Here is a 23,009-nt window from a genome sequence, read left to right as displayed (position 1 = left end):
GTCAGACCGACTCCTGTCCGCGCAGCTGTCCATCACCGACCACGACGTACTTCTCGCAGGTCAAACCTTCGAGGCCGACCGGGCCGCGGGCGTGCAGCTTATCAGTAGAAATGCCGATCTCGGCACCCAATCCGTATTCGAAGCCATCGGCGAAGCATGTCGGGGTGTTGATCATCACCGACGACGAGTCGACTTCAGCCACGAAACGCCGGGTGTCGCCCAGGTGTTCGCTGACAATCGAATCGGTGTGGTGAGAGCCGTAATGGTTGATGTGCTCGATGGCCTGCTCCAGCCCGTCGACCACGCGGATCGACAGGATCGGCGCCAGGTACTCGGTGCTCCAGTCTTCTTCAGTGGCCGGCAGCGCTTCGATGATTGCCCGCGTACGATCGCAACCGCGCAGCTCGACGCCTTTTTCGCGGAACCGGGCAGCCATCGGCGGCAGGAAATCCTGGGCAACGGTTTGGTCGACCAGCAGCGTCTCCATCGCACCGCAAATGCCGTAGCGGTAAGTCTTGGCGTTGAAGGCGATACGCTGGGCTTTCGGCAGGTCGGCGTGGGCACTGACATAAACGTGGCAGATGCCGTCCAGATGCTTGATCACCGGCACGCGGGCATCGCGGCTGACCCGTTCGATCAGGCCACGGCCGCCACGGGGCACGATGACATCAACGTATTCCGGCATGGTGATTAACGCGCCTACGGCGGCACGATCGGTGGTTTCGACCACTTGCACCACCGCCGCCGGCAAATCGGCTTCGGCCAGACCGCGCTGGATACAGGCGGCGATGGCACGATTGGAATGAATGGCCTCGGAGCCGCCACGCAGGATGGTCGCGTTGCCAGACTTCAGGCACAGGCTGGCGGCGTCGATGGTCACGTTCGGTCGCGATTCGTAAATAATCCCGATGACACCCAAAGGCACGCGCATTTTGCCGACCTGGATACCCGAAGGCCGATAGCTCATGTCGCGGATCGCACCGACCGGGTCCGGCAACGCCGCGACCTGGCGCAGACCGACGATCATGCCGTCGATACGCGCAGGGGTCAGCGCCAGGCGTTCAAGCAGCGCCGGCTCCAGACCAGTGGCGCGGCCGGCTGCCAAGTCCAGCTCATTGGCGGCCGTCAGCTCGGCGCGGGCAGCATCCAGCGCATTGGCAGCCGCCTGCAAGGCGCGGTTTTTCTGCGCGGTGCTGGCACGGCCGATAACGCGGGAAGCCTCGCGGGCAGCGATCCCCAAGCGGGTCATGTAGTCAAGAACGGACTCAGTCATGGTCTGGCGTGGTCTTTTCCAAGGTCGTGGTAAAGAGTAAAGCGGCAGATTATAGCTGTCGCGTCCACCGACTAACAGCGGTGACGGGCGGATGGTCGAAATGGAGGGCAATTTGCCGACGTTCAGCCGGGATTAAGCTGCAAATTGTTATCATCACGACTCAATCAGCCCTGATAAACGCCGTTCATCATGACTAATCTGACTGTTCGTGAGTCCACCGCGAGCCTGCCCAAGGGCCTCCCGGACGCTTTTTTCGACCGTGACGCCCAAATGCTGGCCCGGGATCTACTGGGCAAAGTCATCCGCCATCGGGTCGGCGACCTGTGGCTCAGCGCCCGGATTATCGAAACAGAAGCCTATTACTGCGAAGAAAAAGGCAGTCACGCCTCCCTCGGTTACACAGAAAAGCGTAAGGCTTTGTTTCTGGATGGCGGCCACATTTATATGTATTACGCCCGTGGTGGCGATTCCCTCAACTTCAGCGCTCAAGGCCCTGGCAACGCAGTGCTGATCAAATCCGCCTACCCTTGGGTCGATGAGGTCAGCGGACCGGCGAGCCTGGCGCAGATGCTCTTGAACAACCCCGACGCCCAAGGCCGACCTCGCCCCTCGCAGAAGCTGTGCGCGGGGCAAACGTTGCTTTGCAAGTCCTTGGGACTGAAGGTGCCCGTCTGGGATGCAAAGCGCTTTGATCATGAAGTGCTTCTGGTGGAAGACGTCGGTCTGCCCCCTCCCCATATTATCCAGGCCACGCGCCTGGGCATTCCTCAAGGGCGTGACGAACACTTGATGTACCGCTTCGTGGATGGGGCCTATGCCGCCCATTGCACGCGGAACCCGCTGCGACGGGGGCAGGTCGAAGGTCGCGATTATTTTGTGCTGACTTGACGATGGCGACATAACCGTCGACATCCGCGCTGACTATCAGCCTGCAATCGCGAGCATCCGGGTAGCGATGTAGATTGTGTTCGCCCTCAAAGGGCGCAATTGAATTTGATGGAGTTTTTTTATGGGCCCATGGCTCGATAGCGTGACGGCCTGGTTGACGGTCAACCCGCAATGGCTGGCAGCAGCAGTATTCATCGTGGCCTTCGTGGAGTGCCTGGCGATTGCCGGACTGATCGTCCCCGGCACGGTTTTGTTATTCGCCGTGGCAGTGCTGGCCGGCAGCGGTGCGCTGTCGTTGAGCGAAACGTTATTGCTGGGCTTCCTCGCCGGCGTACTGGGCGACGTCGTGTCCTATTTCCTGGGACGGCATTTCCATCAGAACATCCGTCGGCTGCCCGGGTTGCGCCATCACCCGGAGTGGATCGCCGGGGCCGAGTCATATTTCCAGCGCTACGGCATTGCCAGCCTGCTGGTCGGGCGTTTCATTGGCCCCTTGCGGCCCATGCTGCCGATGGTCGCCGGGATGTTCGACATGCCATTCCCACGCTTCTTCGCTGTCAGCCTGCTGGCGGCGGCGGGATGGTCGGTAGCGTATCTACTGCCGGGTTGGGCCACCGGCGCGGCGATTCGCTTGCCGTTGCCCGAAGGCTTTTGGCTGCAGGCGGGCATCGTCGTCGGCAGTATTGCAGTCATGGTGGGACTGAGCGCGACCAGCAGCCTGCGTCGCCACCGCAAGGCCACGATGTTCATTGCAGGCATGAGTGTTCTGATTCTGGCAGGGTTGTTTATCGGCTATCCGTACCTGACGGCCCTCGACCAGGGGGTTATGGCCCTGGTACAGGAACACCGCAGCCCGATGCTCGATGAAGCGGCCGTTGTCTTCACGCTGATTGGCGAATTCCGCAACATGCTGCTGTTCAGTGCCTTGCTGGTCGGGCTGCTGCTGATCACCCGGCAATGGCGTCCGGCGATTTTCGCCGGCAGCACGCTGATGTGCACCGCACTGGCCAACACCTTGACCAAGCATTTTTTCGCCCGTGTGCGCCCGGAAGTGCTCAGCGACCCACTGACCAGCTACAGCATGCCCAGCGGCCACGCGTCAGGCTCTTTCGCGCTGTTCCTGACCCTCGCCGTACTGGCCGGCCGCGGGCAGCCACCACGGATGCGCCTGACCTGGCTGCTGGTGGGATGCCTGCCGGCGCTGGCGATTTCCCTTTCCCGCGTCTACCTCGGCGCGCATTGGCCGACGGATATTTTGGCCGGGGCGATGCTGGCGGCATGCGTCTGCGCGACGAGCCTGTGGTTGAGTCAGCGTCGGACTTCGCTCAACGCCCTGCCGCCCAGGGTGTGGTGGCTGGTATTGCCGGCGCTGGTGGCGCTGTTTGCATTCTTCGTGATCCGGCATTTGCCGCACACAATGCTGCGGTATGCCTATTAAAAAAGAACCCCGGCCTGACAGGCCGGGGTTCTTTTTTGAACCGTATTCAGTTCATCAGTGATCAAGCACTTTGACGCTTGCGCATCTCAAGAATCAGAGCATCAGCAAGCCGACCTGCCGTGGCTGCGGTGTCCTCAAAAGATTGCCCGAGGCTGGCATGTTTAAGCATGTAGCCCACAGCAGCAGCTTCCCAAGCAGCACGTTCGGTTGTGTAGATAGTCATGATTTTAATTCCTTTTAGTAATGAAATTGGCCACTTCGTGTGGACCAACCGCAAACTAAATAAATCCTTGGCGCCCTTCAATGCTGGCAACCTGACCGAATCGTTGCCAATTGCTGCTCAGGCAAACAATTCCCCTTGCAACTCGTCCAGCAACGCCTGAATCGCGTCCAGTCGTTGCTGCGGATCATCGAGTTGCAGCAGGTCAATCTTGTCCACTTCCGCGAACGGCAAGAGGTAAGCCAACTGATTGGCCAACGACTGTTGGCCGGTTGCTTCCGTGCCCATGTTCAGCGCTTCGACCATCGGGTGTTCGGCCAGCGCGTTGAGCAAGGCCACCAGATCGGCGTCCTCATCCTGTAGTGGCTGTTCAGGCTCATCTTCCAGCCACTCGACCTCGGCGACGGTCAACTGATCGCGCTGAACCTCAGTGCGCAACACATGGAATCGCCGACCGCCCTGGACTCGAATCCCGAGCAAGCCGTTGTCCTGCTGCTTGAAGTCGGTGATCAGCGCCTCGCATCCGACCAGCGCGTAACCCGCCGGAGCGATGCCGACTTCTTCGCCGTCTAGAATGCACACCACACCGAAGCCGCCGCCCTGCTTCATGCAGCGACCGATCATGTCCAGGTAGCGCGCCTCGAAAATCTGCAAGTCGAGGATGCAGCCAGGAAACAGCACCGTGTTCAGCGGAAAAAGCGGCAGACTCATAGACATTTCCTTCAAACCACTATCGACACCGCCAACGGCAGGAACACCGCCGTGGCCACGCCCATCAAACTCATCGCCAGCGCCGCGAACGCGCCGCACTCTTCACTTTCCTGCAAGGCCACCGACGTGCCAACCGCGTGGGCGGTCATGCCCAGTGCCATGCCGCGTGCCTCCGGGCTGTGGACACCGAGCCGGGTCAGCAGGCTTGGGCCGAATATCGCCCCGATCACACCCGTGATCAACACGAACACCGCCGCCAGCGCCGCGACACCGCCGATTTGCTCGGCCACCAACATGGCAATCGGCGAAGTCACCGACTTCGGCGCCATGGTCATCAGGATCATGTGTTCGGCACCGAACCACCAGCCCAACAGCACGCCCATGCCTGTAGCCACCACGCCGCCTATCACCAGCGTAGTAAAAATCGGCCAGAACAACTGCCGAATCCGTCGCAGGTTGAGATAAAGCGGGACGGCCAGCGCGACCGTCGCCGGGCCAAGCAGAATGCTGAGAATTTCGGTGCTCTTGCGGTACTCGGCGTAGGTCAGCCCGCAGCCCACCAGCACACCGATCACCAGCAACATGGAGACCAGCACCGGCTGCAAAAAGATCCAGCGGGTTTTCTCGAATGCGGCCAGTACCAGCTGATAGGCGCCGAGGGTAATGCCGATACCGAACAATGGATGGTGAATCACCGACGTCCAGGCGCCGTACCAGTCAAGGATCATTGGTTGTCCTCGGGATGGTGGGCATGACGCTTGATCAAGCGCTGCATCAGCACGCCCGCGAAGGCCATGGACAGCAGCAGCGACAACACCAAGGCTCCCGTGATGGCCCAGAAATCAGCGGCAATGTCTTTGGCGTAAACCATCACGCCCACCGCCGGCGGCACCAGCAGCAAGGGCAAATATCGCAACAGGCTGCTGGCCGCCAGGTTCAGCGGTTCACCCACCTGACCACGACTGATCAGAAACACCAACAACAGCAGCAGACCGACAATCGGCCCCGGCAGCACTGGCAAAAACAAATGGTTGATCGCGGTGCCGAGCAATTGGAACAGCACCAGCCAGGTCAGGCCACGTAACAACATTCTTCATCTCCCGCAAATCCGTCACCCGCATTGGCCCGGGCATTATAAGCACGCCTGCGCTATAGACCGGCATTCGCCAAAAGCATGGTCGGTTGACCGGAGCAATTTGCCATGTTGATCTAAAGTGGTAAGCCGGGAGGCCAAAAATCCCCCCATTCAAAACTATAAAACCGATGAACCCAAGGAGAGTCTCAATGCCCTATGTTCCAGTTGCAGAGCTCAATGATTATGTCGGCAAGGAACTTGGACGTTCCGAATGGCTCACCATCGATCAGGAACGCATCAACCTGTTCGCCGAAGCCACAGGGGACTATCAGTTCATCCATGTCGATCCGGTCAAAGCCGCGCAAACGCCCTTTGGCAGCACCATCGCCCACGGTTTCCTGTCACTGTCGCTGATTCCAAAACTGATGGAAGACATCCTCGTCATGCCCGAGGGCTTGAAGATGGTGGTCAACTACGGCCTCGACAGCGTGCGCTTCATTCAGCCGGTCAAAGTCAATTCGAAGGTGCGCCTCAAAGTCGACCTGACCGAAGTCACCGAGAAGAAACCCGGCCAATGGCTGCTCAAAGCCACCGCGACCCTGGAAATCGAAGGCTCGGACAAGCCGGCGTACATCGCTGAGCCCTTGTCGCTCTGCTTCGTGTAAACCATCCCGGATGCGAAGCAGGCCGCACTGTTTCGCATCACCTCCTTTTATACCGACTGTATAAGGTCACATAGCTGCGGCATACTCCGTCGCCTAATTGCCCGGATCCCGCTATGCGCTCACTCGCACTCCTTGCCTTGACCCTGATGCTCACCGCTTGCGGCGACGGCGAATCGCCGCTGCCCCCTGACGCCCGCCTGCCGGATGGCGGACGCTATCGTGGAGATCTGGTCAATGGGCTGCTGCAAGGCCAGGGTCGCATCGATTACCCGAACGGCAGTTGGTATGCCGGTGAGTTCGACCAAGGCCAATGGCATGGCCAGGGCGAATGGCACGGCAGCAACGGCGAGGTTTATCGCGGACAATTCAAGCAAGGGCTGTTCGATGGCCAGGGCAGCCTGACCACCAATGGCAGCAGCTTCACCGGTAGCTTCAAACTCGGCCGCCGCGACGGCGAAGGCACCCTCAAAGAAAACGGCATGACCTACCGCGGCGAATTCAAAGCCGATCAGTATTCAGGGCTTGGCCGTCTCGAACTCGATGATGGCAGCACCTACCAGGGCCAGTTCGCCCACGGCAAGCCCAACGGCGAAGGCCAGCGCGGGGACGGCAACGGCAATCAGTTCACCGGGCACTTCGTCGATGGACAGCTGCAAGGCAACGGGACGTTCAACAGTGCCGACGGCGACATTTATGTCGGCGGTTTCAAGAACAATCAACTGCACGGCAAGGGCCGCTACGAAAACGCCGACGGCGACGTCTGGCTGGGCCAATTCGAGGAAGGCTCGCTGAACGGCAAGGGCGAGTTGATCGGCGCCGATGGCAGCCATTACATTGGTCAATTCAGCGACTGGCGCTTTGCCGGCCAAGGTCGCCTGAACCTGCCTGATGGCAGTTTCTATATCGGCCAGTTCGACAACGACAGCTATTCCGGTCGCGGCACCCTGGTGCTGACGGACGGCACGGTACAAAGCGGTACCTGGATCAACGGCCAGCGCGTGCGCGATGCCAATGGCAAATTACTCCCCGACAGCCTCGAACTCGGCCTGCTGGCCCAGGGCCGCCTGCTGGAGGACGCACTCAGTAATGTGCCGGCCTCGACTCCGGCCGTCGAGCTGTACACCTTGACCCTCGGCGGCGATGGCAAGCAGAGCGTGTTCCTGCGCGAATCCGACTACGTCGCCAACATGCTCACCAGCCGCTTCGGCGCCTTTGGCCAGATCCGCTTGGTGAACCATCGCGACCACCTCGTCGATCGCCCGATGGCCACCCGGGAAAACATGCGCCGCGCCGCCGTGACCCTGGCTGAACGCAGCGGGCCGGAAGACCTGATTTTCATCTACCTGACCAGCCACGGCACCAGTGAACACGAACTGGTGCTCGACCAGCCGCGCATGGAACTGGCCGATCTGCCGGCCGACGAACTGGCCGCCGTCCTGGCACCACTGAAAAACCGCGATAAGGTCATCGTGATTTCGGCCTGCTACTCCGGCGGCTTCATCCCTGCCCTCAAGGATGAACGCACCCTGATCATGACCGCCTCGCGGGCTGACCGCGTGTCCTTTGGCTGTTCGGAAGAAGCCAACTTCACTTACTTCGGCGATGCCCTGTTCGCCCAGGCCCTGAACCAGACCGATGATCTGGAACAGGCCTTCAAGCTGGCCAGGGCGACTGTCGCCGAGCGCGAGCTGGCCGATGGCTTCGAAGCCTCCGAACCGCAGATCTGGGCACCGAAAACCGTGCTCTCCCACTGGCAGCTGTTACGTAAACAACAGGCACGCAAAGCCCTGCAAAGTGCCGCCATTGAAAGCAAGGATACAAAGAACAACTAAGCTGATGGGTATCAAGGGAGAAACACTATGTACTTGACGCCTCAGCACGTACTGCTTGCCGGAGCCACCGGCTTGACCGGTGAACATCTACTCGATCGTTTGCTCAATGAGCCGACCATTACGCGGGTTCTGGCGCCCTCACGCCGGGCGCTGGCCAAACATCCCCACCTTGAAAACCCGGTCGGCGACCCGGCCGTGTTCCTCCCGCAATTGAACGGTCGCGTCGACATCGCCTATTGCTGCCTGGGCACCACCATCAAGCAGGCGGGCTCGGAACAGGCGTTTCGCGCGGTGGACCTGGACATGGTGGTGGCCTTCTCCAAACGGGCGCGGGAAATGGGCGCCCGTCATCTGATCGTGATCAGCGCCTTGGGCGCCGATCCGAAGTCTCCGATTTTCTACAACCGGGTCAAAGGCGAGATGGAGCAGGCATTGCGCGCGCAGGACTGGCCGCAACTGACCATCTGCCGTCCATCACTGCTGCTGGGTGAGCGCACCGAACCGCGCCTGGCCGAGAAACTCGCCGGCCCACTGTCTCGCCTGATACCGGGCAAGTACCACGGCATCGAGGCCTGCCAAATGGCCCGCGCCATGTGGCGACTGGCGCTGGAAGAACAGGATGGAGTGCGGATTGTCGAGTCGGATGAACTGCGCAAGCTCGGCAAATAGACTGACCAACTTGTGGCGAGGGGGCTTGTCGGAACGCCGGACCGCCCCTCGCCACAGAAGCCGGCTCTCCTACAATCCGCCTGTCGCCTGAAAACTGACCCCGATCACAGTCAGCAACGACAATGGCAGCAGCAGGGTGTCGAGCAGTGCGCTGGCCGGCAGGTCGACGCCGGGATAGCTCGGCGCTTCGGCACCGAAGCGGTCCATCGCGCAACAACCACCGTTCATCGCATACAGATCCAGCCGGGTCCCCGAATACACCACGGGCGCACCCGGCTTCGCGGCATCCAGCGTGCGCGCGGTGGCGCACCCGGCCAACTGCAAGGCGAGAACAATCGTCAGAAACTTATTCATCGCTGGTCAGATGGTGTTCGCCCCAGCGTGGCAGCATGTCTTGCGGAATATTCAACAGGTTGAGAATGCGCGCCACGACGAAATCGATCAGGTCGTCGATGGTTTGCGGCTGATGATAGAAGCCCGGCGATGCTGGCAGAATTGTCACGCCCATGTTCGACAACTTGAGCATGTTTTCCAGGTGAATGCTCGAATACGGCGCTTCACGGGGCACCAGGATCAGCTGGCGACGCTCCTTCAGCGTCACATCGGCGGCACGTTCGATCAGGTTGTTGCAGGCGCCGGTCGCGATGGCTGACAACGTCCCGGTAGAGCACGGCACCACCACCATCGCCGCTGGTGCGCCGGAGCCCGAGGCCACCGGCGACATCCAGTCTTCCTTCCCATACACCCGAATCTGCCCCGCCGCAGCGCCGGTGTATTCGGTGAGGAAGGCCTGCATCATCTGCGGTTTGGCCGGCAGCGTGACGTCGGTTTCGGTGGCCATCACCAGTTGCGCGGCCTTGGAAATCAGAAAGTGCACTTCCCGCTCTTCGCGCACCAGGCAGTCGAGCAGGCGCAAGCCGTACTGGGCACCGGAAGCGCCTGTCATCGCCAGCGTGATGCGGTCCGGGCCGTTGTTCATTTGAGCGCCTCGGCGAGTTTGCCGTGCAGGCCGCCAAAGCCGCCGTTGCTCATGATCACCACGTGAGTGCCGGGCTGGGCCTGGCTCTTGACGCGCTCAATGATGCCTTCGAGCGAATCACTGACGATCGACGGCACCGTACACAGCGCGGCGGTGCCCGCCAGATCCCAACCGAGGTTGGCCGGTGCGTACCAGATCACCTGGTCGGCATCGACCACGCTTTCCGGCAAACCATCACGGTGCGCACCGAGCTTCATGGAATTGGAGCGCGGCTCGATGATAGCGATCAACGGTGCATCGCCAATGCGTTTACGCAAGCCGTCGAGCGTGGTGGCGATGGCGGTCGGATGGTGAGCGAAGTCGTCATAAATAGTGATGCCGCGCACCTCCGCGACTTTTTCCATGCGACGCTTCACGCTTTTGAAAGCGCTCAAGGCAGCGATGCCCATGGACGGCACCACACCCACGTGACGTGCAGCCGCCAGTGTGGCCAGTGCGTTGGCAACGTTGTGCTGGCCGGTCATGTCCCACTCGACCACGCCTTGGGAGGCACCTTCGAACATCACTTCGAACTTCGAGCCGTCTTCGCTGAGCAGCTTGACCTGCCACTGGCCGCCGGCACCCGTGGTTTGCACCGGGGTCCAGCAGCCCATCTCGATGACGCGTTGCAAAGCTGGCTCGGTGGTCGGATGAATGATCAGGCCTTCACTCGGGATGGTCCGCACCAAGTGATGAAATTGCCGCTCGATGGCTGGCAGATCAGGGAAGATGTCCGCGTGATCGAACTCCAGATTGTTCAGGATCGCCGTGCGCGGACGGTAGTGCACGAATTTGGAACGCTTGTCGAAGAACGCACTGTCGTACTCATCGGCTTCGATGACGAAGAACGGCGTATCACCCAGGCGCGCCGAGACCGAAAAATTCTGCGGCACACCGCCGATCAGGAAGCCCGGGCTCATGCCCGCATGCTCCAGCACCCAGGCGAGCATGCTACTGGTGGTGGTTTTGCCATGAGTACCGGCAACGGCCAGCACCCAGCGACCTTGCAGCACGTGGTCCGCCAGCCATTGCGGGCCGGACACATACGGCAGGCCTTTGTTCAGCACATATTCCACGGCGGGGTTGCCACGGGACATGGCGTTGCCGATCACCACCAGGTCGGGGGCCGGGTCCAGTTGCGCCGGATCATAACCTTGGGTCAACTCGATGCCCTGGGCCTCGAGCTGAGTGCTCATCGGCGGATAGACGTTGGCATCGGAGCCCGTCACGTGATGGCCCAGCTCTTTGGCCAGAACCGCCATCGAACCCATGAAAGTGCCGCAGATACCAAGAATATGAATGTGCATAGTCGACCTCGTAAAACATGGCCGCAGGTTAGCTTAGGGAGGGGAAAATCGCACCTTGTGTTTCAGACCACGCTGATGGCTGGACCGGTGGGAGCACGACTTTCCGTGCTCCCACCGATTGGCTGGCCCTAGCGGGCGATACCGTGTTTGCGCAGTTTTCTGTAAAGCGTGTTACGGCTGACTCCCAGTTGCTCAGCCGTGTGGGTCATGTGCCAACGCGTTTGCTCCAGCGCATTCAACAGCGCCAGGCGTTCGGCATCTTCCAGCGGATGTTCGGCAGGCTCTTCAATGACCGGTTGAACCGCCGGTCGGGTCTGGCGAATCATCGCCGGCAAATCGTCCAGCACAATCCGCCCGCCCTCGCACAACGCGGCCAATGTCCGCAGCACGTTGCGCAACTGCCGCACATTGCCCGGCCAGGCGAAATCCAGCAGGGCCTGACGGGCCGGCCCGTCGATCACGACCAGTTCTGCGCCCGCCTCTTCGGCCAGCAAAAAGTCCAGCAGTTGCGATTTGTCACTGCGATCGCGCAATGCCGGCAGCGCGACCTCCAGCCCGTTGAGTCGATAGAACAGGTCCTCGCGGAAACTGCCTTCCTGCACCCGTTCCAGCAGATTGCGGTGCGTGGCGCTGATGATCCGCACGTTGACCGCCTCCGGCTCGCCACCGATCGGCACCACCTGACGATCCTCCAGCACCCTCAACAGGCGCGTCTGCATCGCCAGCGGCATGTCGCCGATCTCGTCGAGGAACAAGGTGCCGCCATCGGCCTGTTGTAACTTGCCGCGCATGCCTTCCTTGCGCGCCCCGGTGAAGCTGCCGCCGCGATAGCCGAACAGCTCGCTCTCGATCAGGCTTTCCGGGATGGCGGCGCAGTTGAGGGCGACAAACGCCTTGTCCGCCCGTTGACTGGCGCGATGGACGGCTTTGGCAAACGCCTCTTTACCCGAACCGGTTTCACCGTTGATCAGCAATGGCACGTCCCGTTCGTACACCCGCAGGGCCTTGCGGAAATCCGCCTGCAAACCGGCATCGCCCAGGCAAATACCCAATGACGGCGCACGCGCCTCAACCACCGGACCGGGCGCCAGTGGCACTGGCACGCGGCGCGGCTGCCCACGCAATACGGCGAACAGCTTGCGCCCGTCACGGGTGCGCAGCGGCCAACTGGCGCTGGCATGGGCGCTTGCACGGCCAAGCAACTCATCCAGCGAACAATCGAAAAATGCCTCAACCGGCTTGCCCAGCAATCCACCGCGCACATGGCCCAGCAGGTTCAGTGCGCTCTGATTGACCGCGCAGATTCGCCCCTCCCCATCGAACGCCAGCAACCCTTCGCTGAACAGCCCGACGGACTCGGCCTGCAAATGAAAACGCAGCAGCCATTGGTTATCGAAGTAACGCAGGAAATAGCAGCTCTCGATCATCTTCGCCGAAAGATTGACCAGGGCCATGGTATGGAACTGACTCTGACGCGACACCTCATGCCGCGCCGACGAGACGTCGAGCACCGCCAGCAGCTCGCCGTGGGGGTCGAACACCGGGCTTGCCGAGCAGGTCAGGCCGGTATGACGGCCGCGGAAGTGCTCGTCCTGGTGGATGGTCAGCGACTGGCGCTCCACCAGGCAGGTACCGATGCCATTGGTGCCCTCGCAGGCCTCGCTCCAGTCCGCGCCGAGCCAGAGCCCGGCGCGTTCGAAAATCTTCCGTTCGGCGGGCGCCGTCACACAGTTGAGGATCACACCACGCGCATCGGTCAGCAGCACCGCATGGCCGGCGCCGGAAAGCTGTTGATGCAGGCTGGTCATTTCACTGCCGGCGATGTGCAGCACTTGCTGCAGGCGTTCACGACTTTCGAGGACGCGTCCATGTTCCAGCACTGTCGGCGCCATGCTCAGGGCCGGATCGAGGTGATAGTCCTCAAGGCAGCGCAGCCAGGAGCGGGCGATGGACGGATCGCTGCCAGGACCGTGCAGGTGGGCTTTGCCCTGGGTCACAGTCAGTACTTGCTGGGCATGGCGACTCAAATGGTTGTCGTGCATTTCTTATTATTCTCCCCGGGGCTCGGCGACCCGTGTTGAGGTGATGCCGAGCATCCTCCAGCCTAGCCCGCATTGCAATGTCGGCAAGACCGGCCCGTCACAGGCTGCGCCACAAACGGTACAAAGTGTCACAGGCACTGTACCGAAAGCGTCACAGACACCGCCCGCCCGTCCGACAGAAATCGCCCAAGGCCTTGATTTGCCTGACCTGCAAGGCACTGGCCCGACCCTTGCTCTACGCTTATAGCAAGCGCACATGCGCGTCTCTCTTATAAGTACAAAAGCCAAGGAGAACTATCATGCGTTACGCTCACCCCGGTACTGAAGGCGCTATCGTTTCGTTCAAGAGCAAATACGGTAACTACATCGGCGGCGAGTTCGTCGCGCCTGTCAAAGGTCAGTACTTCACCAATACCTCGCCAGTCAATGGCCAACCGATTGCCGAATTCCCGCGTTCCACCGCCGAAGACATCGACAAGGCCCTGGACGCCGCCCACGCGGCCGCCGATGCCTGGGGCGCCACGTCCGCCCAGGCACGCTCGCTGGTGCTGCTGAAAATTGCCGACCGCATCGAACAGAACCTCGAACTGCTGGCAATCACCGAATCCTGGGACAACGGCAAAGCCGTGCGCGAAACCCTCAACGCCGACATTCCGCTGGCCGCCGACCACTTCCGCTACTTCGCCGGTTGCATCCGCGCCCAGGAAGGCAGCGCTGCCGAAATCGACGGCAACACCGTGGCCTATCACATCCATGAGCCGCTGGGCGTGGTCGGGCAGATCATCCCTTGGAACTTCCCGATCCTGATGGCCGCCTGGAAACTCGCCCCGGCCCTCGCCGCCGGCAACTGCGTGGTGCTCAAGCCTGCCGAACAAACCCCGCTGGGCATTACCGTGCTAGTCGAGCTGATTGGCGACCTGCTGCCACCGGGTGTACTGAACATTGTGCAAGGTTTCGGTAAAGAAGCCGGCGAAGCCCTGGCGACCAGCAAACGCATCGCCAAAATCGCCTTTACCGGCTCGACGCCAGTCGGCTCGCACATCATGAAATGCGCCGCCGAAAACATCATTCCGTCCACCGTGGAACTGGGCGGCAAGTCGCCGAACATCTTCTTCGAAGACATCATGAAGGCGGAGCCAAGCTTCATCGAAAAAGCCGCCGAAGGCCTGGTGCTGGCGTTCTTCAACCAGGGTGAAGTCTGCACCTGCCCGTCCCGCGCGCTGGTGCAAGAGTCGATCTACGACGAATTCATGCAAGTGGTGATGAAGAAGGTCCTGCAGATCAAACGTGGCGACCCACTGGACACCGACACCATGGTCGGCGCCCAGGCGTCCGAGCAGCAATTCGATAAAATCCTTTCGTACCTGGAAATTGCCAAGGGCGAAGGTGCTGAACTGCTGACCGGCGGCAAAGTGGAAAAACTCGAGGGCACCCTCGCGACCGGGTATTACATCCAGCCGACGCTGCTCAAGGGCACCAACAAAATGCGGGTGTTCCAGGAAGAAATCTTCGGCCCGGTCGTGAGCATCACCACCTTCAAGGACGAAGCAGAAGCCCTGGCCATCGCCAACGACACCGAGTTCGGCCTGGGCGCCGGCCTCTGGACTCGCGACATCAACCGCGCCTACCGCATGGGCCGTGCCATCAAGGCCGGTCGTGTGTGGACCAACTGCTACCACCTGTACCCGGCGCACGCCGCGTTCGGTGGTTACAAAAAGTCCGGCGTCGGCCGTGAAACCCACAAAATGATGCTCGATCACTATCAGCAGACCAAAAACCTGCTGGTGAGCTACGACATCAATCCGCTGGGCTTCTTCTAAAAACCGGGGGCGACACAGGGTTTCTGTGTCGCCCTCCCAATCGTCATCGCGGGCAAGCCCGCTCCCACAGGTTTTGTGGTGAGCTCACATATAGAGACCTGACACAGAACCCTGTGGGAGCGAGCTTGCTCGCGATGGCGCCTTCAATGGCACAACACAAAAGGCTGGCCGCTCTGGCACGGGCCTTGCGTGCCCGCATTACACGCAAAAGCCGCTTCCGAAAGTCCAAAAGATCAAACAATAAAAAAGACAGCGAGGACTTATGACTTCTACCACACAGCTCAAACCCACACTCGGCACCCTGCATTTATGGGGCATCGCCGTCGGCCTGGTGATTTCCGGCGAATACTTCGGCTGGAGTTACGGCTGGGGCACCGCAGGCACCCTGGGTTTCCTCGTCACCGCCCTGATGGTGGCGACGATGTACACCTGCTTCATCTTCAGTTTCACCGAATTGACCACCGCCATTCCCCACGCGGGCGGGCCGTTTGCCTACAGCCGGCGAGCCTTTGGCGAGAAAGGTGGCTTGATCGCCGGCATCGCCACCCTGATCGAATTCGTCTTTGCGCCCCCGGCGATCGCCATGGCCATCGGCGCCTACCTCAATGTGCAATACCCGGAACTGGACCCGAAAATCGCGGCGGTCGGCGCCTATTTCGTGTTCATGACCCTGAATATCCTCGGCGTCAGCATCGCGGCCACCTTCGAACTGGTGGTCACCGTACTGGCGGTCGCCGAACTACTGGTGTTCATGGGCGTCGTTGCACCAGGGTTCAGCTTCAGTAACTTTGTGCTCAATGGCTGGTCCGGCTCCAATGAGTTCACGATGGCCTCGATTCCCGGCATTTTCGCCGCCATTCCTTTCGCGATCTGGTTTTTTCTCGCCATCGAAGGCGCGGCCATGGCGGCCGAAGAAGCCAAGGACCCGAAACGCACGATCCCCAAGGCCTACGTCAGCGGCATTCTGACCCTGGTGTTCCTGGCCATCGGCGTGATGGTCATGGCCGGCGGCGTCGGCGACTGGCGTCAACTGTCGAACATTAACGATCCGCTGCCCCAGGCCATGAAGGCCGTGGTGGGCAACAATTCAAGCTGGATGCACATGCTGGTGTGGATCGGCCTGTTCGGTCTGGTGGCAAGTTTCCACGGCATCATCCTGGGCTATTCGCGGCAGTTCTTTGCGCTGGCCCGCGCCGGCTACCTGCCTCGCGGCCTGGCCAAACTGTCGCGCTTCCAGACGCCGCACCGGGCGATCCTTGCCGGCGGCGTCATCGGCATCGCGGCAATTTACAGCGACGGCCTGGTCAACCTGCAAGGCATGACCCTGACGGCAGCGATGATCACCATGTCGGTTTTCGGCGCCATCGTGATGTACATCATCAGTATGCTGAGCCTGTTCAAACTGCGTAAAACCGAGCCAAACCTGGAACGCACCTTCCGTGCGCCAGGCTATCCGATCGTGCCGGGTATCGCGCTGTTTCTCGCCGTGGTGTGCCTGGTGGCAATGGCCTGGTTCAACACCCTGATCGGCCTGGTTTTCGTCGGATTCATGGCCGCCGGTTACCTGTATTTCCAGTTGACCGCCAAGCAACGCTCCGAAGCACCGGCGGACGCCATGCTCGAAGGCGTCTGAGTTGCACCGGCGCCGGGCTCCTGGCCTGGCGCCTGCATGATTGAAGTGCATGCACATTCCCTTGTGGGAGCGCACGCTCTCCCACAGGGACTGTTTGTGTTATCAAGACTTGTACAGACCAGAGGACACCGCCCCATGGCCGCATTTGCCCATTCCGTCGGCGCTCAGACCTATCGCTTCGAAAACCTCAAGGAAGTGATGGCCAAGGCCAGTCCGGCGCGTTCCGGGGATTTTCTGGCTGGCGTCGCCGCGCTCAATGACGGCGAACGTGTGGCCGCACAAATGGCTTTGGCCGACATTCCGCTCAGCCATTTCCTACAGGAAGTACTGATTCCTTATGAAGATGATGAAGTCACCCGGCTGATCATCGACACCCACGACATGCATGCCTTCAGCGTGGTCAGTCACCTCACCGTGGGCGGTTTTCGAGACTGGCTGCTCAGCGATGCCGCCGACGAACATGTCCTGCGCGCCCTTGCACCCGGCCTGACGCCGGAAATGGTCGCCGCCGTGTCGAAGATCATGCGCGTGCAGGATCTGGTGCTGGTGGCACAGAAAATCCGTGTGGTCACGCAGTTCCGCGGCACCCTGGGCCTGCGCGGCCGGCTCTCCACGCGACTGCAACCGAATCACCCCACGGATGAACCGGCCGGTATCGCCGCGAGCATCCTTGACGGTTTGCTGCATGGCAACGGCGACGCCATGATCGGGATCAACCCGGCCACCGACAGCATCGCCTCGATTTGCGCGATGCTGGAAATGCTCGACGCCATCATTCAACGCTACGAAATCCCGACACAGGCCTGCGTTCTGACGCATGTCACGACGTCGATCGAAGCCGTCAATCGCGGGGTGCCGCTGGACCTGGTGTTCCAGTCGATCGCCGGCACCGAGGCGGCCAACGCCAGTTTCGGCATCAATCTGAATGTATTGAAGGAAGGTTACGACGCCGGATTGAGCCTCAATCGCGGCACCCTCGGGCAAAACCTGATGTATTTCGAAACAGGCCAGGGCAGCGCCCTGTCGGCCAACGCCCACCATGGCGTCGATCAACAGACGTGCGAAACCCGGGCGTATGCCGTGGCACGACATTTCAATCCGTTTCTGGTGAACACCGTCGTAGGATTTATCGGCCCGGAGTACCTCTACAACGGCAAACAGATCATTCGCGCCGGCCTTGAAGATCACTTCTGCGGCAAGCTGCTGGGCGTACCGATGGGCTGTGACATCTGCTACACCAACCACGCCGAAGCCGACCAGGACGACATGGACACCCTGTTAACCCTGCTGGGCGTGGCCGGGATCAACTTCATCATGGGCATCCCCGGCTCCGACGACATCATGCTCAACTACCAGACCACTTCGTTCCACGACGCGCTCTATGCTCGTCAGACCCTGGGCCTGAAGCCCGCGCCGGAGTTCGAACAATGGCTGGCGAAAATGGGCATCTTCACTCAAGCGGACGGCAAGATTCTCTTCGGCAACAGCCTGCCTCCGGCGTTCCGCCAGGCCTTGGCGCAATTGGGATGAGTGTTTCCATGGATAAACCACCCTTCGATCCGCACAACCCATGGCTGGAACTGCGACGCCTGACACCGGCGCGAATTGCCCTGGGCCGCACCGGCACCAGCATGCCCACCCGTGCTCAACTGGATTTCCAATACGCCCATGCCCAGGCGCGGGACGCGGTGCACTTGCCGTTCGACCACAAGGCCCTGAGCTCGCAATTGGCTGAACGCGGGCGTGAAAGCATCTTGCTGCACAGCGCGGCGATCGATCGCAACAGCTACCTGCAGCGCCCGGATTTGGGGCGAAAGTTGAGCGACGAGTCCGCACAGATCCTGCGCGATTACGCATCAGCCCATCCCGGCGGGGTCGATCTGGCGATCGTGGTCGCCGATGGTTTGTCGGCCCTGGCCGTTCATCGCCACACGTTGCCGTTTCTGGCGCGCCTGGAAGAACAGATGGGCGCCGAAAACTGGTCAATGGCCCCGGTGATTCTGGTGGAGCAAGGTCGCGTTGCGGTGGCCGATGAGGTTGGTGAACTGCTCGGCGCCAAAATGACAGTGATCCTGATCGGCGAGCGCCCCGGCCTCAGCTCACCAGACAGCCTGGGATTGTATTTCACCTACAATCCCAAGGTCGGTCTGACGGACGCCTACCGCAACTGCATCTCTAATGTTCGCCTTGAAGGCCTGAGTTATGGCATGGCGGCACACCGTTTGCTGTATCTGATGCGCGAGGCCTGCCGACGGCAGCTTTCGGGCGTCAATTTAAAGGATGAAGCGCAGGTTCAGACGCTGGAGTCGGACGTTGACGCGGACATCAAAGGTAATTTCCTACTGAGTCCGCCGGATGCCTGAACCGCTTCCGCATTGCACTTTCGGGATGATTTCAGGCAGGATCGACGCACGGCTGCCAGTGAGTACCTTTTGCCGTCAGAGCACGTGAAGACAGCCACTTGAAGACGAGACCTACCATGCGGATTATTCAAGCGACCCTCGAACACCTGGACCTGCTGACCCCGTTGTTCGTCAAATATCGCGAATTTTATGGCTCCCTGCCGTATCCGGACTCGTCCCGGGCGTTCCTCGAGAAACGCCTGCGTCGCAAGGAGTCAGTGATTTACCTGGCACTGGCCGATGACGACAACAACAAGCTGATGGGTTTCTGTCAGTTATATCCAAGCTTTTCCTCGCTCTCGCTCAAACGCGTGTGGATCCTCAACGACATCTATGTCGCCGAGGACGCCCGCCGCCAACTGGTGGCTGACAACCTGATCCGTACCGCGAAGAAAATGGCCAAGGAAACCAATGCCGTGCGCATGCGTGTTTCCACCAGCAGCAACAACCAGGCCGCACAGAAAACCTATGAATCCATCGGGTTCAAGGAAGACACCGAGTTCAAGAACTACGTGTTGCCGATCAGCGAAGAGCTTTGACCCGCGTCAAACCTGCAGGCGCAAGCTTGCTCTCGATTGCGGTGTGTCATTTGGCACCTCCATCGCGAGCAGGTGTGCGCCCACAAAACAGAGCGCACCCAGCGTCGGCCCGAGTGAAATCCCCCGCTACAATCTCGACGCTCTTTTCACTTCTCAGTCCGTATAATCCCGATCTTTCCGGCTTGTAAGAAAAACTACACCCATCCGTAGTCTTACGCGAAGTCATACGCACAGGCCTGCCGAGTCGGGCCGTTATCACAGGTGCCCTCCATGGATTTCAACCCGATCGATATCGTTCTGCATCTCGACGTCTACCTCGACATGCTCGTAACCAATTACGGGGCCTGGATTTACGCCATTCTGTTTCTGGTGATCTTTTGTGAAACCGGCCTGGTGGTGATGCCTTTCCTGCCAGGCGACTCGCTGCTGTTTATCGCCGGCGCCGTTGCCGCCGGTGGCGGTATGGATCCGGTGTTGCTGGGCGGGCTGCTGATGCTGGCGGCGATACTGGGCGACAGTACCAACTACATCATCGGCCGAACGGCCGGCGAACGTTTGTTCAGCAACCCGAACTCGAAAATCTTCCGCCGCGACTATCTGCAACAAACCCATGACTTCTATGACAAGCACGGTGGCAAAACCGTGACCCTGGCGCGCTTCCTGCCCATCATCCGCACCTTTGCACCGTTCGTCGCCGGCGTCGGCAGGATGCCTTACCCGCGCTTTTTCGGATTCAGCGTACTGGGCACGGTTTTTTGGGTTGGCGGCCTGGTCACCCTCGGTTACTTCTTCGGTAACGTACCGTTCATCAAGAAAAACCTGTCGCTGCTGGTGGTCGGGATCATCCTGCTGTCACTGCTACCGATGATCATCGGCGTGATTCGCAGCCGCTTCGGCAACTCGAACTCCAAAGCCGAAACACGCTGATTCACGATGTGGTCCCTAAGCGCCTGGCGACGCCAGCGCACCTTGGCCAAACACCCGATTGCCGACGACATGTGGCAACGGGTGCGCCATCAACTGAGTTTTCTGGATGGCATCAGCGCCGCCGAAGACCAGTGGCTGCGTGAAGCCAGCGTGCTGTTCCTGCAAGACAAACACCTGACCGCCCTGCCGGGCGTTGAACTCCATCAGGAGCAACGTCTGCTGCTCGCGGCCCAGGCGCAACTGCCATTGCTGAACCTGGGCGACCTGAACTGGTACCAGGGTTTTCACGAAATCATCCTCTACCCCGACGATTTCCTCAGTCCGCAACGGCATCGCGACGCCAGCGGTGTCGAGCACGAATGGGATGGCGAGCACAGCGGCGAAGCCTGGCAGCAGGGCCCGATCATCCTCGCCTGGCCCGGCGTCATGGCCAGCGGTGGCTGGGAAGGCTACAACCTGGTGATCCACGAGCTGGCGCACAAACTCGACATGCTCAACGGCGATGCCAATGGCCTGCCACCGTTGCATGCCGACATGCGGGTCAGCGACTGGGCGAAAGTCATGCAAGAAGCCTATGACGATCTCGACCGACAACTTGATCGCCATCCTGACGCCGAGACCGCGATAGATCCCTACGCCGCCGAGAACCCGGCCGAATTTTTCGCCGTGACCAGCGAGTACTTCTTCAGTGCTCCGGATTTGCTGCACGAGGCTTATCCACAGGTCTATGAGCAGCTGAAACTGTTCTATCGCCAGGACCCGCTGAGGAGGCTCAAGCAACTTCTCGCCGAGGACCCGGTCTATCAGGCACATGACTAAGGTCTACGACCTCTGGTACATGGCGTCGACACAGGAATATGCCTATAATCGCCGCCACTTTTTGGTCAATCCGGCCAAGTGTTTTTGGTCAACTAACGGGGGCAACGCCCAATGAGCTACAGCAAGATTCCGGCTGGCAAAGACCTGCCGAACGACATCTACGTCGCGATCGAGATCCCGGCCAACCACGCGCCGATCAAGTACGAAATCGACAAAGACAGCGATTGCCTCTTCGTTGACCGTTTCATGGCCACCCCAATGTTCTACCCGGCCAACTACGGTTACATCCCGAACACCCTGGCTGACGACGGTGATCCCCTCGACGTGCTGGTCGTGACCCCTTACCCGGTTGCTCCAGGCTCCGTGATCCGCGCTCGTCCGGTCGGCATCCTGAACATGACCGACGACGGCGGCGGCGATGCCAAAGTCATCGCGGTTCCACACGACAAGCTGTCCCAGCTGTACGTGGACGTGAAGGAATACACCGACCTGCCACCGCTGCTGATTCAGCAGATCGAGCACTTCTTCGCGAACTACAAAGATCTCGAAAAAGGCAAATGGGTGAAAATCGAAGGCTGGGACGGCGCAGACGCCGCCCGTGCCGCGATCACCAAGTCGGTTGCTGCCTATAAAGGCTAAGCGCCGCTGCGAGCTTCAAGAAAATCCCCGGTGATCCGGGGTTTTTTTTGGGCGCTCGAAAAGCACCACTTAAACGGGTCGTTTAACAGGCTCCGAATTGGTTTTTTCTTGTTTAATTTCACTCAAGAACGTCTTACATCCAGTCTTAAATCTCCCTCGAAATTTGAACGGTTCGTTTATTCAAAGCCTTATGCGCCGCCAGTAGACTCGCGTTTATGAAAAAGAACACTAGCGGCCCGCGCTTTAAAGCGCTCCTTGAAGAAGCGAACATCACGACAACGGGATTTGCCGAGTTTCTGGACGCAGTCCCGCAGAAAGTCCACAACTGGTACACCCGTGGCGTGCCCGCGCACTGCATGGAAGAAGTGGCCAGAAAACTCTCCGTGAACAGTGAATGGCTGAAAACGGGCGAAGGCCCGAAAGACGCCAGACACCTGCGCCTGCTCGACGAAACCGGCCATACATTCGATGCCCAGGCCATCCGCGGCATTTACACCGTCGTCGAGCCCCTTGACGTCGAACTGCCCTTCTACAAAGAAACCGCCACCGCACCCGGCTCCAACAAAACCCACGTCGTCGAAGACCCCGGCCAATCCATCCGATTGCCCCGCAGCCACCTCGATTCCCTGGAAATCAAACATACCGATGCCATCTGTGCCCGCATGATCGGCAACAGCATGGGCGAAAGAATTGAAGACGGCTCCTTCGTGGGCATTGACCGTGGGCTCAAGGACATCATCGATGGCGAGATCTACGCGATCGAACATGACGGCATGCTGCGGATCAAATACCTGCACCGAGTGCCCGGCAACGCCATTCGCATGCGCAGCCACAACAGGATCGAATACCCGGACGAAATCTTCCGGGCCGCGCAGATCGAAGAGCAAAACATTCGGGTATTAGGTTGGGTGTTCTGGTGGTCGACACTGAACAAGCGCCGGCCGGAAGTGCCATTTCTGTGATACCGAGGCGAATTCATCACGCGCAAGCCATGCGCCCGCAGGGACAGGCGAGACCTGCGGGAACGGACTTGCCCGCAAATACGTCGAGAGAATCACCCTGAGAACCAACCCAGAGCTCTATCTCGCACAC

23 protein-coding genes are annotated in these 23,009 nt (G+C 60.2%); 14 read left to right on the top strand and 9 right to left on the bottom strand.

Annotated features, from left to right (window positions below; translation table 11 throughout):
• Window position 1: 1 nt before the first annotated feature.
• Entirely contained in the window at window positions 2–1,273 is a 1,272-nt protein-coding gene (locus ACX3YD_RS02720; RefSeq protein WP_103403433.1) for a glutamate-5-semialdehyde dehydrogenase, read from the bottom strand.
• Between the two features lie 189 nt (window positions 1,274–1,462).
• Between ACX3YD_RS02720 and ACX3YD_RS02715 the strand changes: the two genes are divergently transcribed.
• Window positions 1,463–2,161 (top strand): DNA-3-methyladenine glycosylase, encoded by a 699-nt coding sequence (locus tag ACX3YD_RS02715; protein ID WP_458959220.1) that lies wholly within the window; start codon window positions 1,463–1,465, stop codon window positions 2,159–2,161.
• Window positions 2,162–2,282: 121 nt separating this feature from the next.
• A complete protein-coding gene (locus ACX3YD_RS02710) occupies window positions 2,283–3,599 on the top strand; it encodes a bifunctional DedA family/phosphatase PAP2 family protein (RefSeq protein ID WP_458959219.1) in 1,317 nt (438 codons plus the stop codon).
• A 61-nt stretch (window positions 3,600–3,660) separates the two neighbouring features.
• Here ACX3YD_RS02710 and ACX3YD_RS02705 read toward each other — a convergent pair whose 3' ends face one another.
• From ACX3YD_RS02705 to ACX3YD_RS02690, 4 genes are all read right to left on the bottom strand, one after another.
• Window positions 3,661–3,822, bottom strand: coding sequence for a hypothetical protein (locus tag ACX3YD_RS02705; RefSeq protein WP_158249377.1), 162 nt, complete (start codon window positions 3,820–3,822; stop codon window positions 3,661–3,663).
• 117 nt (window positions 3,823–3,939) lie between these two features.
• A complete protein-coding gene (locus ACX3YD_RS02700) occupies window positions 3,940–4,530 on the bottom strand; it encodes an LON peptidase substrate-binding domain-containing protein (RefSeq protein WP_103403430.1) in 591 nt (196 codons plus the stop codon).
• Between the two features lie 11 nt (window positions 4,531–4,541).
• On the bottom strand, window positions 4,542–5,258 hold the full coding sequence (locus ACX3YD_RS02695; protein ID WP_047533755.1) for an LrgB family protein: 717 nt from the start codon (window positions 5,256–5,258) through the stop codon (window positions 4,542–4,544).
• Window positions 5,255–5,620 (bottom strand): CidA/LrgA family protein, encoded by a 366-nt coding sequence (locus tag ACX3YD_RS02690; RefSeq protein WP_047533756.1) that lies wholly within the window; start codon window positions 5,618–5,620, stop codon window positions 5,255–5,257. Before ACX3YD_RS02690 ends, ACX3YD_RS02695 begins: the two co-directional genes overlap by 4 nt.
• Window positions 5,621–5,814: 194 nt before the next feature.
• Between ACX3YD_RS02690 and ACX3YD_RS02685 the strand changes: the two genes are divergently transcribed.
• The 3 genes from ACX3YD_RS02685 (at window position 5,815) to ACX3YD_RS02675 (ending at window position 8,771) form a co-directional block, all read left to right on the top strand.
• On the top strand, window positions 5,815–6,270 hold the full coding sequence (locus tag ACX3YD_RS02685; protein WP_103403429.1) for a MaoC family dehydratase: 456 nt from the start codon (window positions 5,815–5,817) through the stop codon (window positions 6,268–6,270).
• Window positions 6,271–6,383: 113 nt separating this feature from the next.
• On the top strand, window positions 6,384–8,102 hold the full coding sequence (locus ACX3YD_RS02680) for a C13 family peptidase (RefSeq protein WP_103403428.1): 1,719 nt from the start codon (window positions 6,384–6,386) through the stop codon (window positions 8,100–8,102).
• Window positions 8,103–8,129: 27 nt separating this feature from the next.
• On the top strand, window positions 8,130–8,771 hold the full coding sequence (locus tag ACX3YD_RS02675) for an oxidoreductase (RefSeq protein ID WP_047533767.1): 642 nt from the start codon (window positions 8,130–8,132) through the stop codon (window positions 8,769–8,771).
• A 69-nt stretch (window positions 8,772–8,840) separates the two neighbouring features.
• Here ACX3YD_RS02675 and ACX3YD_RS02670 read toward each other — a convergent pair whose 3' ends face one another.
• The 4 genes from ACX3YD_RS02670 to ACX3YD_RS02655 all read right to left on the bottom strand — a co-directional run bounded on the left by ACX3YD_RS02670 (window position 8,841) and on the right by ACX3YD_RS02655 (window position 13,138).
• Entirely contained in the window at window positions 8,841–9,125 is a 285-nt protein-coding gene (locus tag ACX3YD_RS02670; RefSeq protein WP_047533769.1) for a YceK/YidQ family lipoprotein, read from the bottom strand.
• Complete coding sequence (ubiX, locus tag ACX3YD_RS02665) at window positions 9,118–9,750, bottom strand: flavin prenyltransferase UbiX (RefSeq protein ID WP_047533771.1); 633 nt, start codon at window positions 9,748–9,750, stop codon at window positions 9,118–9,120. The genes ACX3YD_RS02670 and ubiX overlap by 8 nt, the downstream gene beginning before the upstream one ends.
• Window positions 9,747–11,096 carry a UDP-N-acetylmuramate:L-alanyl-gamma-D-glutamyl-meso-diaminopimelate ligase gene (mpl, locus tag ACX3YD_RS02660; protein ID WP_130211351.1) on the bottom strand — a complete coding sequence of 450 codons (1,350 nt, stop codon included), beginning with the start codon at window positions 11,094–11,096 and terminating at the stop codon, window positions 9,747–9,749. Before mpl ends, ubiX begins: the two co-directional genes overlap by 4 nt.
• 128 nt (window positions 11,097–11,224) lie before the next feature.
• Window positions 11,225–13,138 (bottom strand): sigma-54-dependent Fis family transcriptional regulator, encoded by a 1,914-nt coding sequence (locus ACX3YD_RS02655; protein WP_458959218.1) that lies wholly within the window; start codon window positions 13,136–13,138, stop codon window positions 11,225–11,227.
• 299 nt (window positions 13,139–13,437) lie between these two features.
• Here ACX3YD_RS02655 and exaC point away from each other — a divergent pair, with 299 nt between their 5' ends.
• The 9 genes from exaC (at window position 13,438) to ACX3YD_RS02610 (ending at window position 22,879) form a co-directional block, all read left to right on the top strand.
• Window positions 13,438–14,958, top strand: a complete 1,521-nt coding sequence (gene exaC, locus ACX3YD_RS02650; protein WP_047533778.1) for an acetaldehyde dehydrogenase ExaC — start codon at window positions 13,438–13,440, stop codon at window positions 14,956–14,958.
• 262 nt (window positions 14,959–15,220) lie between these two features.
• The gene (eat, locus tag ACX3YD_RS02645) at window positions 15,221–16,591 is read left to right on the top strand and encodes an ethanolamine permease (protein ID WP_090466889.1); all 1,371 of its coding nucleotides are present in this window, start codon (window positions 15,221–15,223) and stop codon (window positions 16,589–16,591) included.
• A gap of 135 nt (window positions 16,592–16,726) precedes the next feature.
• Entirely contained in the window at window positions 16,727–18,121 is a 1,395-nt protein-coding gene (locus ACX3YD_RS02640) for an ethanolamine ammonia-lyase subunit EutB (protein WP_458959217.1), read from the top strand.
• Between the two features lie 8 nt (window positions 18,122–18,129).
• Entirely contained in the window at window positions 18,130–18,954 is an 825-nt protein-coding gene (eutC, locus tag ACX3YD_RS02635) for an ethanolamine ammonia-lyase subunit EutC (RefSeq protein ID WP_103403424.1), read from the top strand.
• 116 nt (window positions 18,955–19,070) lie between these two features.
• On the top strand, window positions 19,071–19,532 hold the full coding sequence (locus ACX3YD_RS02630; RefSeq protein WP_047533786.1) for a GNAT family N-acetyltransferase: 462 nt from the start codon (window positions 19,071–19,073) through the stop codon (window positions 19,530–19,532).
• 270 nt (window positions 19,533–19,802) lie between these two features.
• Complete coding sequence (locus ACX3YD_RS02625) at window positions 19,803–20,459, top strand: DedA family protein (protein WP_458959216.1); 657 nt, start codon at window positions 19,803–19,805, stop codon at window positions 20,457–20,459.
• A 6-nt stretch (window positions 20,460–20,465) separates the two neighbouring features.
• Window positions 20,466–21,278 carry a M90 family metallopeptidase gene (locus ACX3YD_RS02620; RefSeq protein ID WP_458959215.1) on the top strand — a complete coding sequence of 271 codons (813 nt, stop codon included), beginning with the start codon at window positions 20,466–20,468 and terminating at the stop codon, window positions 21,276–21,278.
• Window positions 21,279–21,389: 111 nt separating this feature from the next.
• Window positions 21,390–21,917 (top strand): inorganic diphosphatase, encoded by a 528-nt coding sequence (ppa, locus tag ACX3YD_RS02615; RefSeq protein ID WP_003228599.1) that lies wholly within the window; start codon window positions 21,390–21,392, stop codon window positions 21,915–21,917.
• Window positions 21,918–22,132: 215 nt separating this feature from the next.
• Window positions 22,133–22,879: a S24 family peptidase gene (locus ACX3YD_RS02610; protein ID WP_047533792.1), complete on the top strand. Its 747-nt coding sequence runs from the start codon at window positions 22,133–22,135 to the stop codon at window positions 22,877–22,879.
• The last annotated feature ends 130 nt before the right edge of the window (window positions 22,880–23,009 follow it).

Source organism: Pseudomonas fluorescens group sp. PF-1 (genome assembly GCF_054481335.1).
Note: the sequence above shows the minus strand (reverse complement) of the source record. Positions and strands in the feature narration are given on the sequence as shown.

Excerpts from the sequence above, each read along its gene's own strand:
- ACX3YD_RS02720 (WP_103403433.1), bottom strand. The coding sequence starts at position 1,273 with ATGACTGAGTCCGTTCTTGACTACATGACCCGCTTGGGGATCGCTGCC.
- ACX3YD_RS02715 (WP_458959220.1), top strand. The coding sequence starts at position 1,463 with ATGACTAATCTGACTGTTCGTGAGTCCACCGCGAGCCTGCCCAAGGGC.
- ACX3YD_RS02710 (WP_458959219.1), top strand. The coding sequence starts at position 2,283 with ATGGGCCCATGGCTCGATAGCGTGACGGCCTGGTTGACGGTCAACCCG.
- ACX3YD_RS02705 (WP_158249377.1), bottom strand. The coding sequence starts at position 3,822 with ATGACTATCTACACAACCGAACGTGCTGCTTGGGAAGCTGCTGCTGTG.
- ACX3YD_RS02700 (WP_103403430.1), bottom strand. The coding sequence starts at position 4,530 with ATGAGTCTGCCGCTTTTTCCGCTGAACACGGTGCTGTTTCCTGGCTGC.
- ACX3YD_RS02695 (WP_047533755.1), bottom strand. The coding sequence starts at position 5,258 with ATGATCCTTGACTGGTACGGCGCCTGGACGTCGGTGATTCACCATCCA.
- ACX3YD_RS02690 (WP_047533756.1), bottom strand. The coding sequence starts at position 5,620 with ATGTTGTTACGTGGCCTGACCTGGCTGGTGCTGTTCCAATTGCTCGGC.
- ACX3YD_RS02685 (WP_103403429.1), top strand. The coding sequence starts at position 5,815 with ATGCCCTATGTTCCAGTTGCAGAGCTCAATGATTATGTCGGCAAGGAA.
- ACX3YD_RS02680 (WP_103403428.1), top strand. The coding sequence starts at position 6,384 with ATGCGCTCACTCGCACTCCTTGCCTTGACCCTGATGCTCACCGCTTGC.
- ACX3YD_RS02675 (WP_047533767.1), top strand. The coding sequence starts at position 8,130 with ATGTACTTGACGCCTCAGCACGTACTGCTTGCCGGAGCCACCGGCTTG.
- ACX3YD_RS02670 (WP_047533769.1), bottom strand. The coding sequence starts at position 9,125 with ATGAATAAGTTTCTGACGATTGTTCTCGCCTTGCAGTTGGCCGGGTGC.
- ubiX (WP_047533771.1), bottom strand. The coding sequence starts at position 9,750 with ATGAACAACGGCCCGGACCGCATCACGCTGGCGATGACAGGCGCTTCC.
- mpl (WP_130211351.1), bottom strand. The coding sequence starts at position 11,096 with ATGCACATTCATATTCTTGGTATCTGCGGCACTTTCATGGGTTCGATG.
- ACX3YD_RS02655 (WP_458959218.1), bottom strand. The coding sequence starts at position 13,138 with ATGCACGACAACCATTTGAGTCGCCATGCCCAGCAAGTACTGACTGTG.
- exaC (WP_047533778.1), top strand. The coding sequence starts at position 13,438 with ATGCGTTACGCTCACCCCGGTACTGAAGGCGCTATCGTTTCGTTCAAG.
- eat (WP_090466889.1), top strand. The coding sequence starts at position 15,221 with ATGACTTCTACCACACAGCTCAAACCCACACTCGGCACCCTGCATTTA.
- ACX3YD_RS02640 (WP_458959217.1), top strand. The coding sequence starts at position 16,727 with ATGGCCGCATTTGCCCATTCCGTCGGCGCTCAGACCTATCGCTTCGAA.
- eutC (WP_103403424.1), top strand. The coding sequence starts at position 18,130 with ATGGATAAACCACCCTTCGATCCGCACAACCCATGGCTGGAACTGCGA.
- ACX3YD_RS02630 (WP_047533786.1), top strand. The coding sequence starts at position 19,071 with ATGCGGATTATTCAAGCGACCCTCGAACACCTGGACCTGCTGACCCCG.
- ACX3YD_RS02625 (WP_458959216.1), top strand. The coding sequence starts at position 19,803 with ATGGATTTCAACCCGATCGATATCGTTCTGCATCTCGACGTCTACCTC.
- ACX3YD_RS02620 (WP_458959215.1), top strand. The coding sequence starts at position 20,466 with ATGTGGTCCCTAAGCGCCTGGCGACGCCAGCGCACCTTGGCCAAACAC.
- ppa (WP_003228599.1), top strand. The coding sequence starts at position 21,390 with ATGAGCTACAGCAAGATTCCGGCTGGCAAAGACCTGCCGAACGACATC.
- ACX3YD_RS02610 (WP_047533792.1), top strand. The coding sequence starts at position 22,133 with ATGAAAAAGAACACTAGCGGCCCGCGCTTTAAAGCGCTCCTTGAAGAA.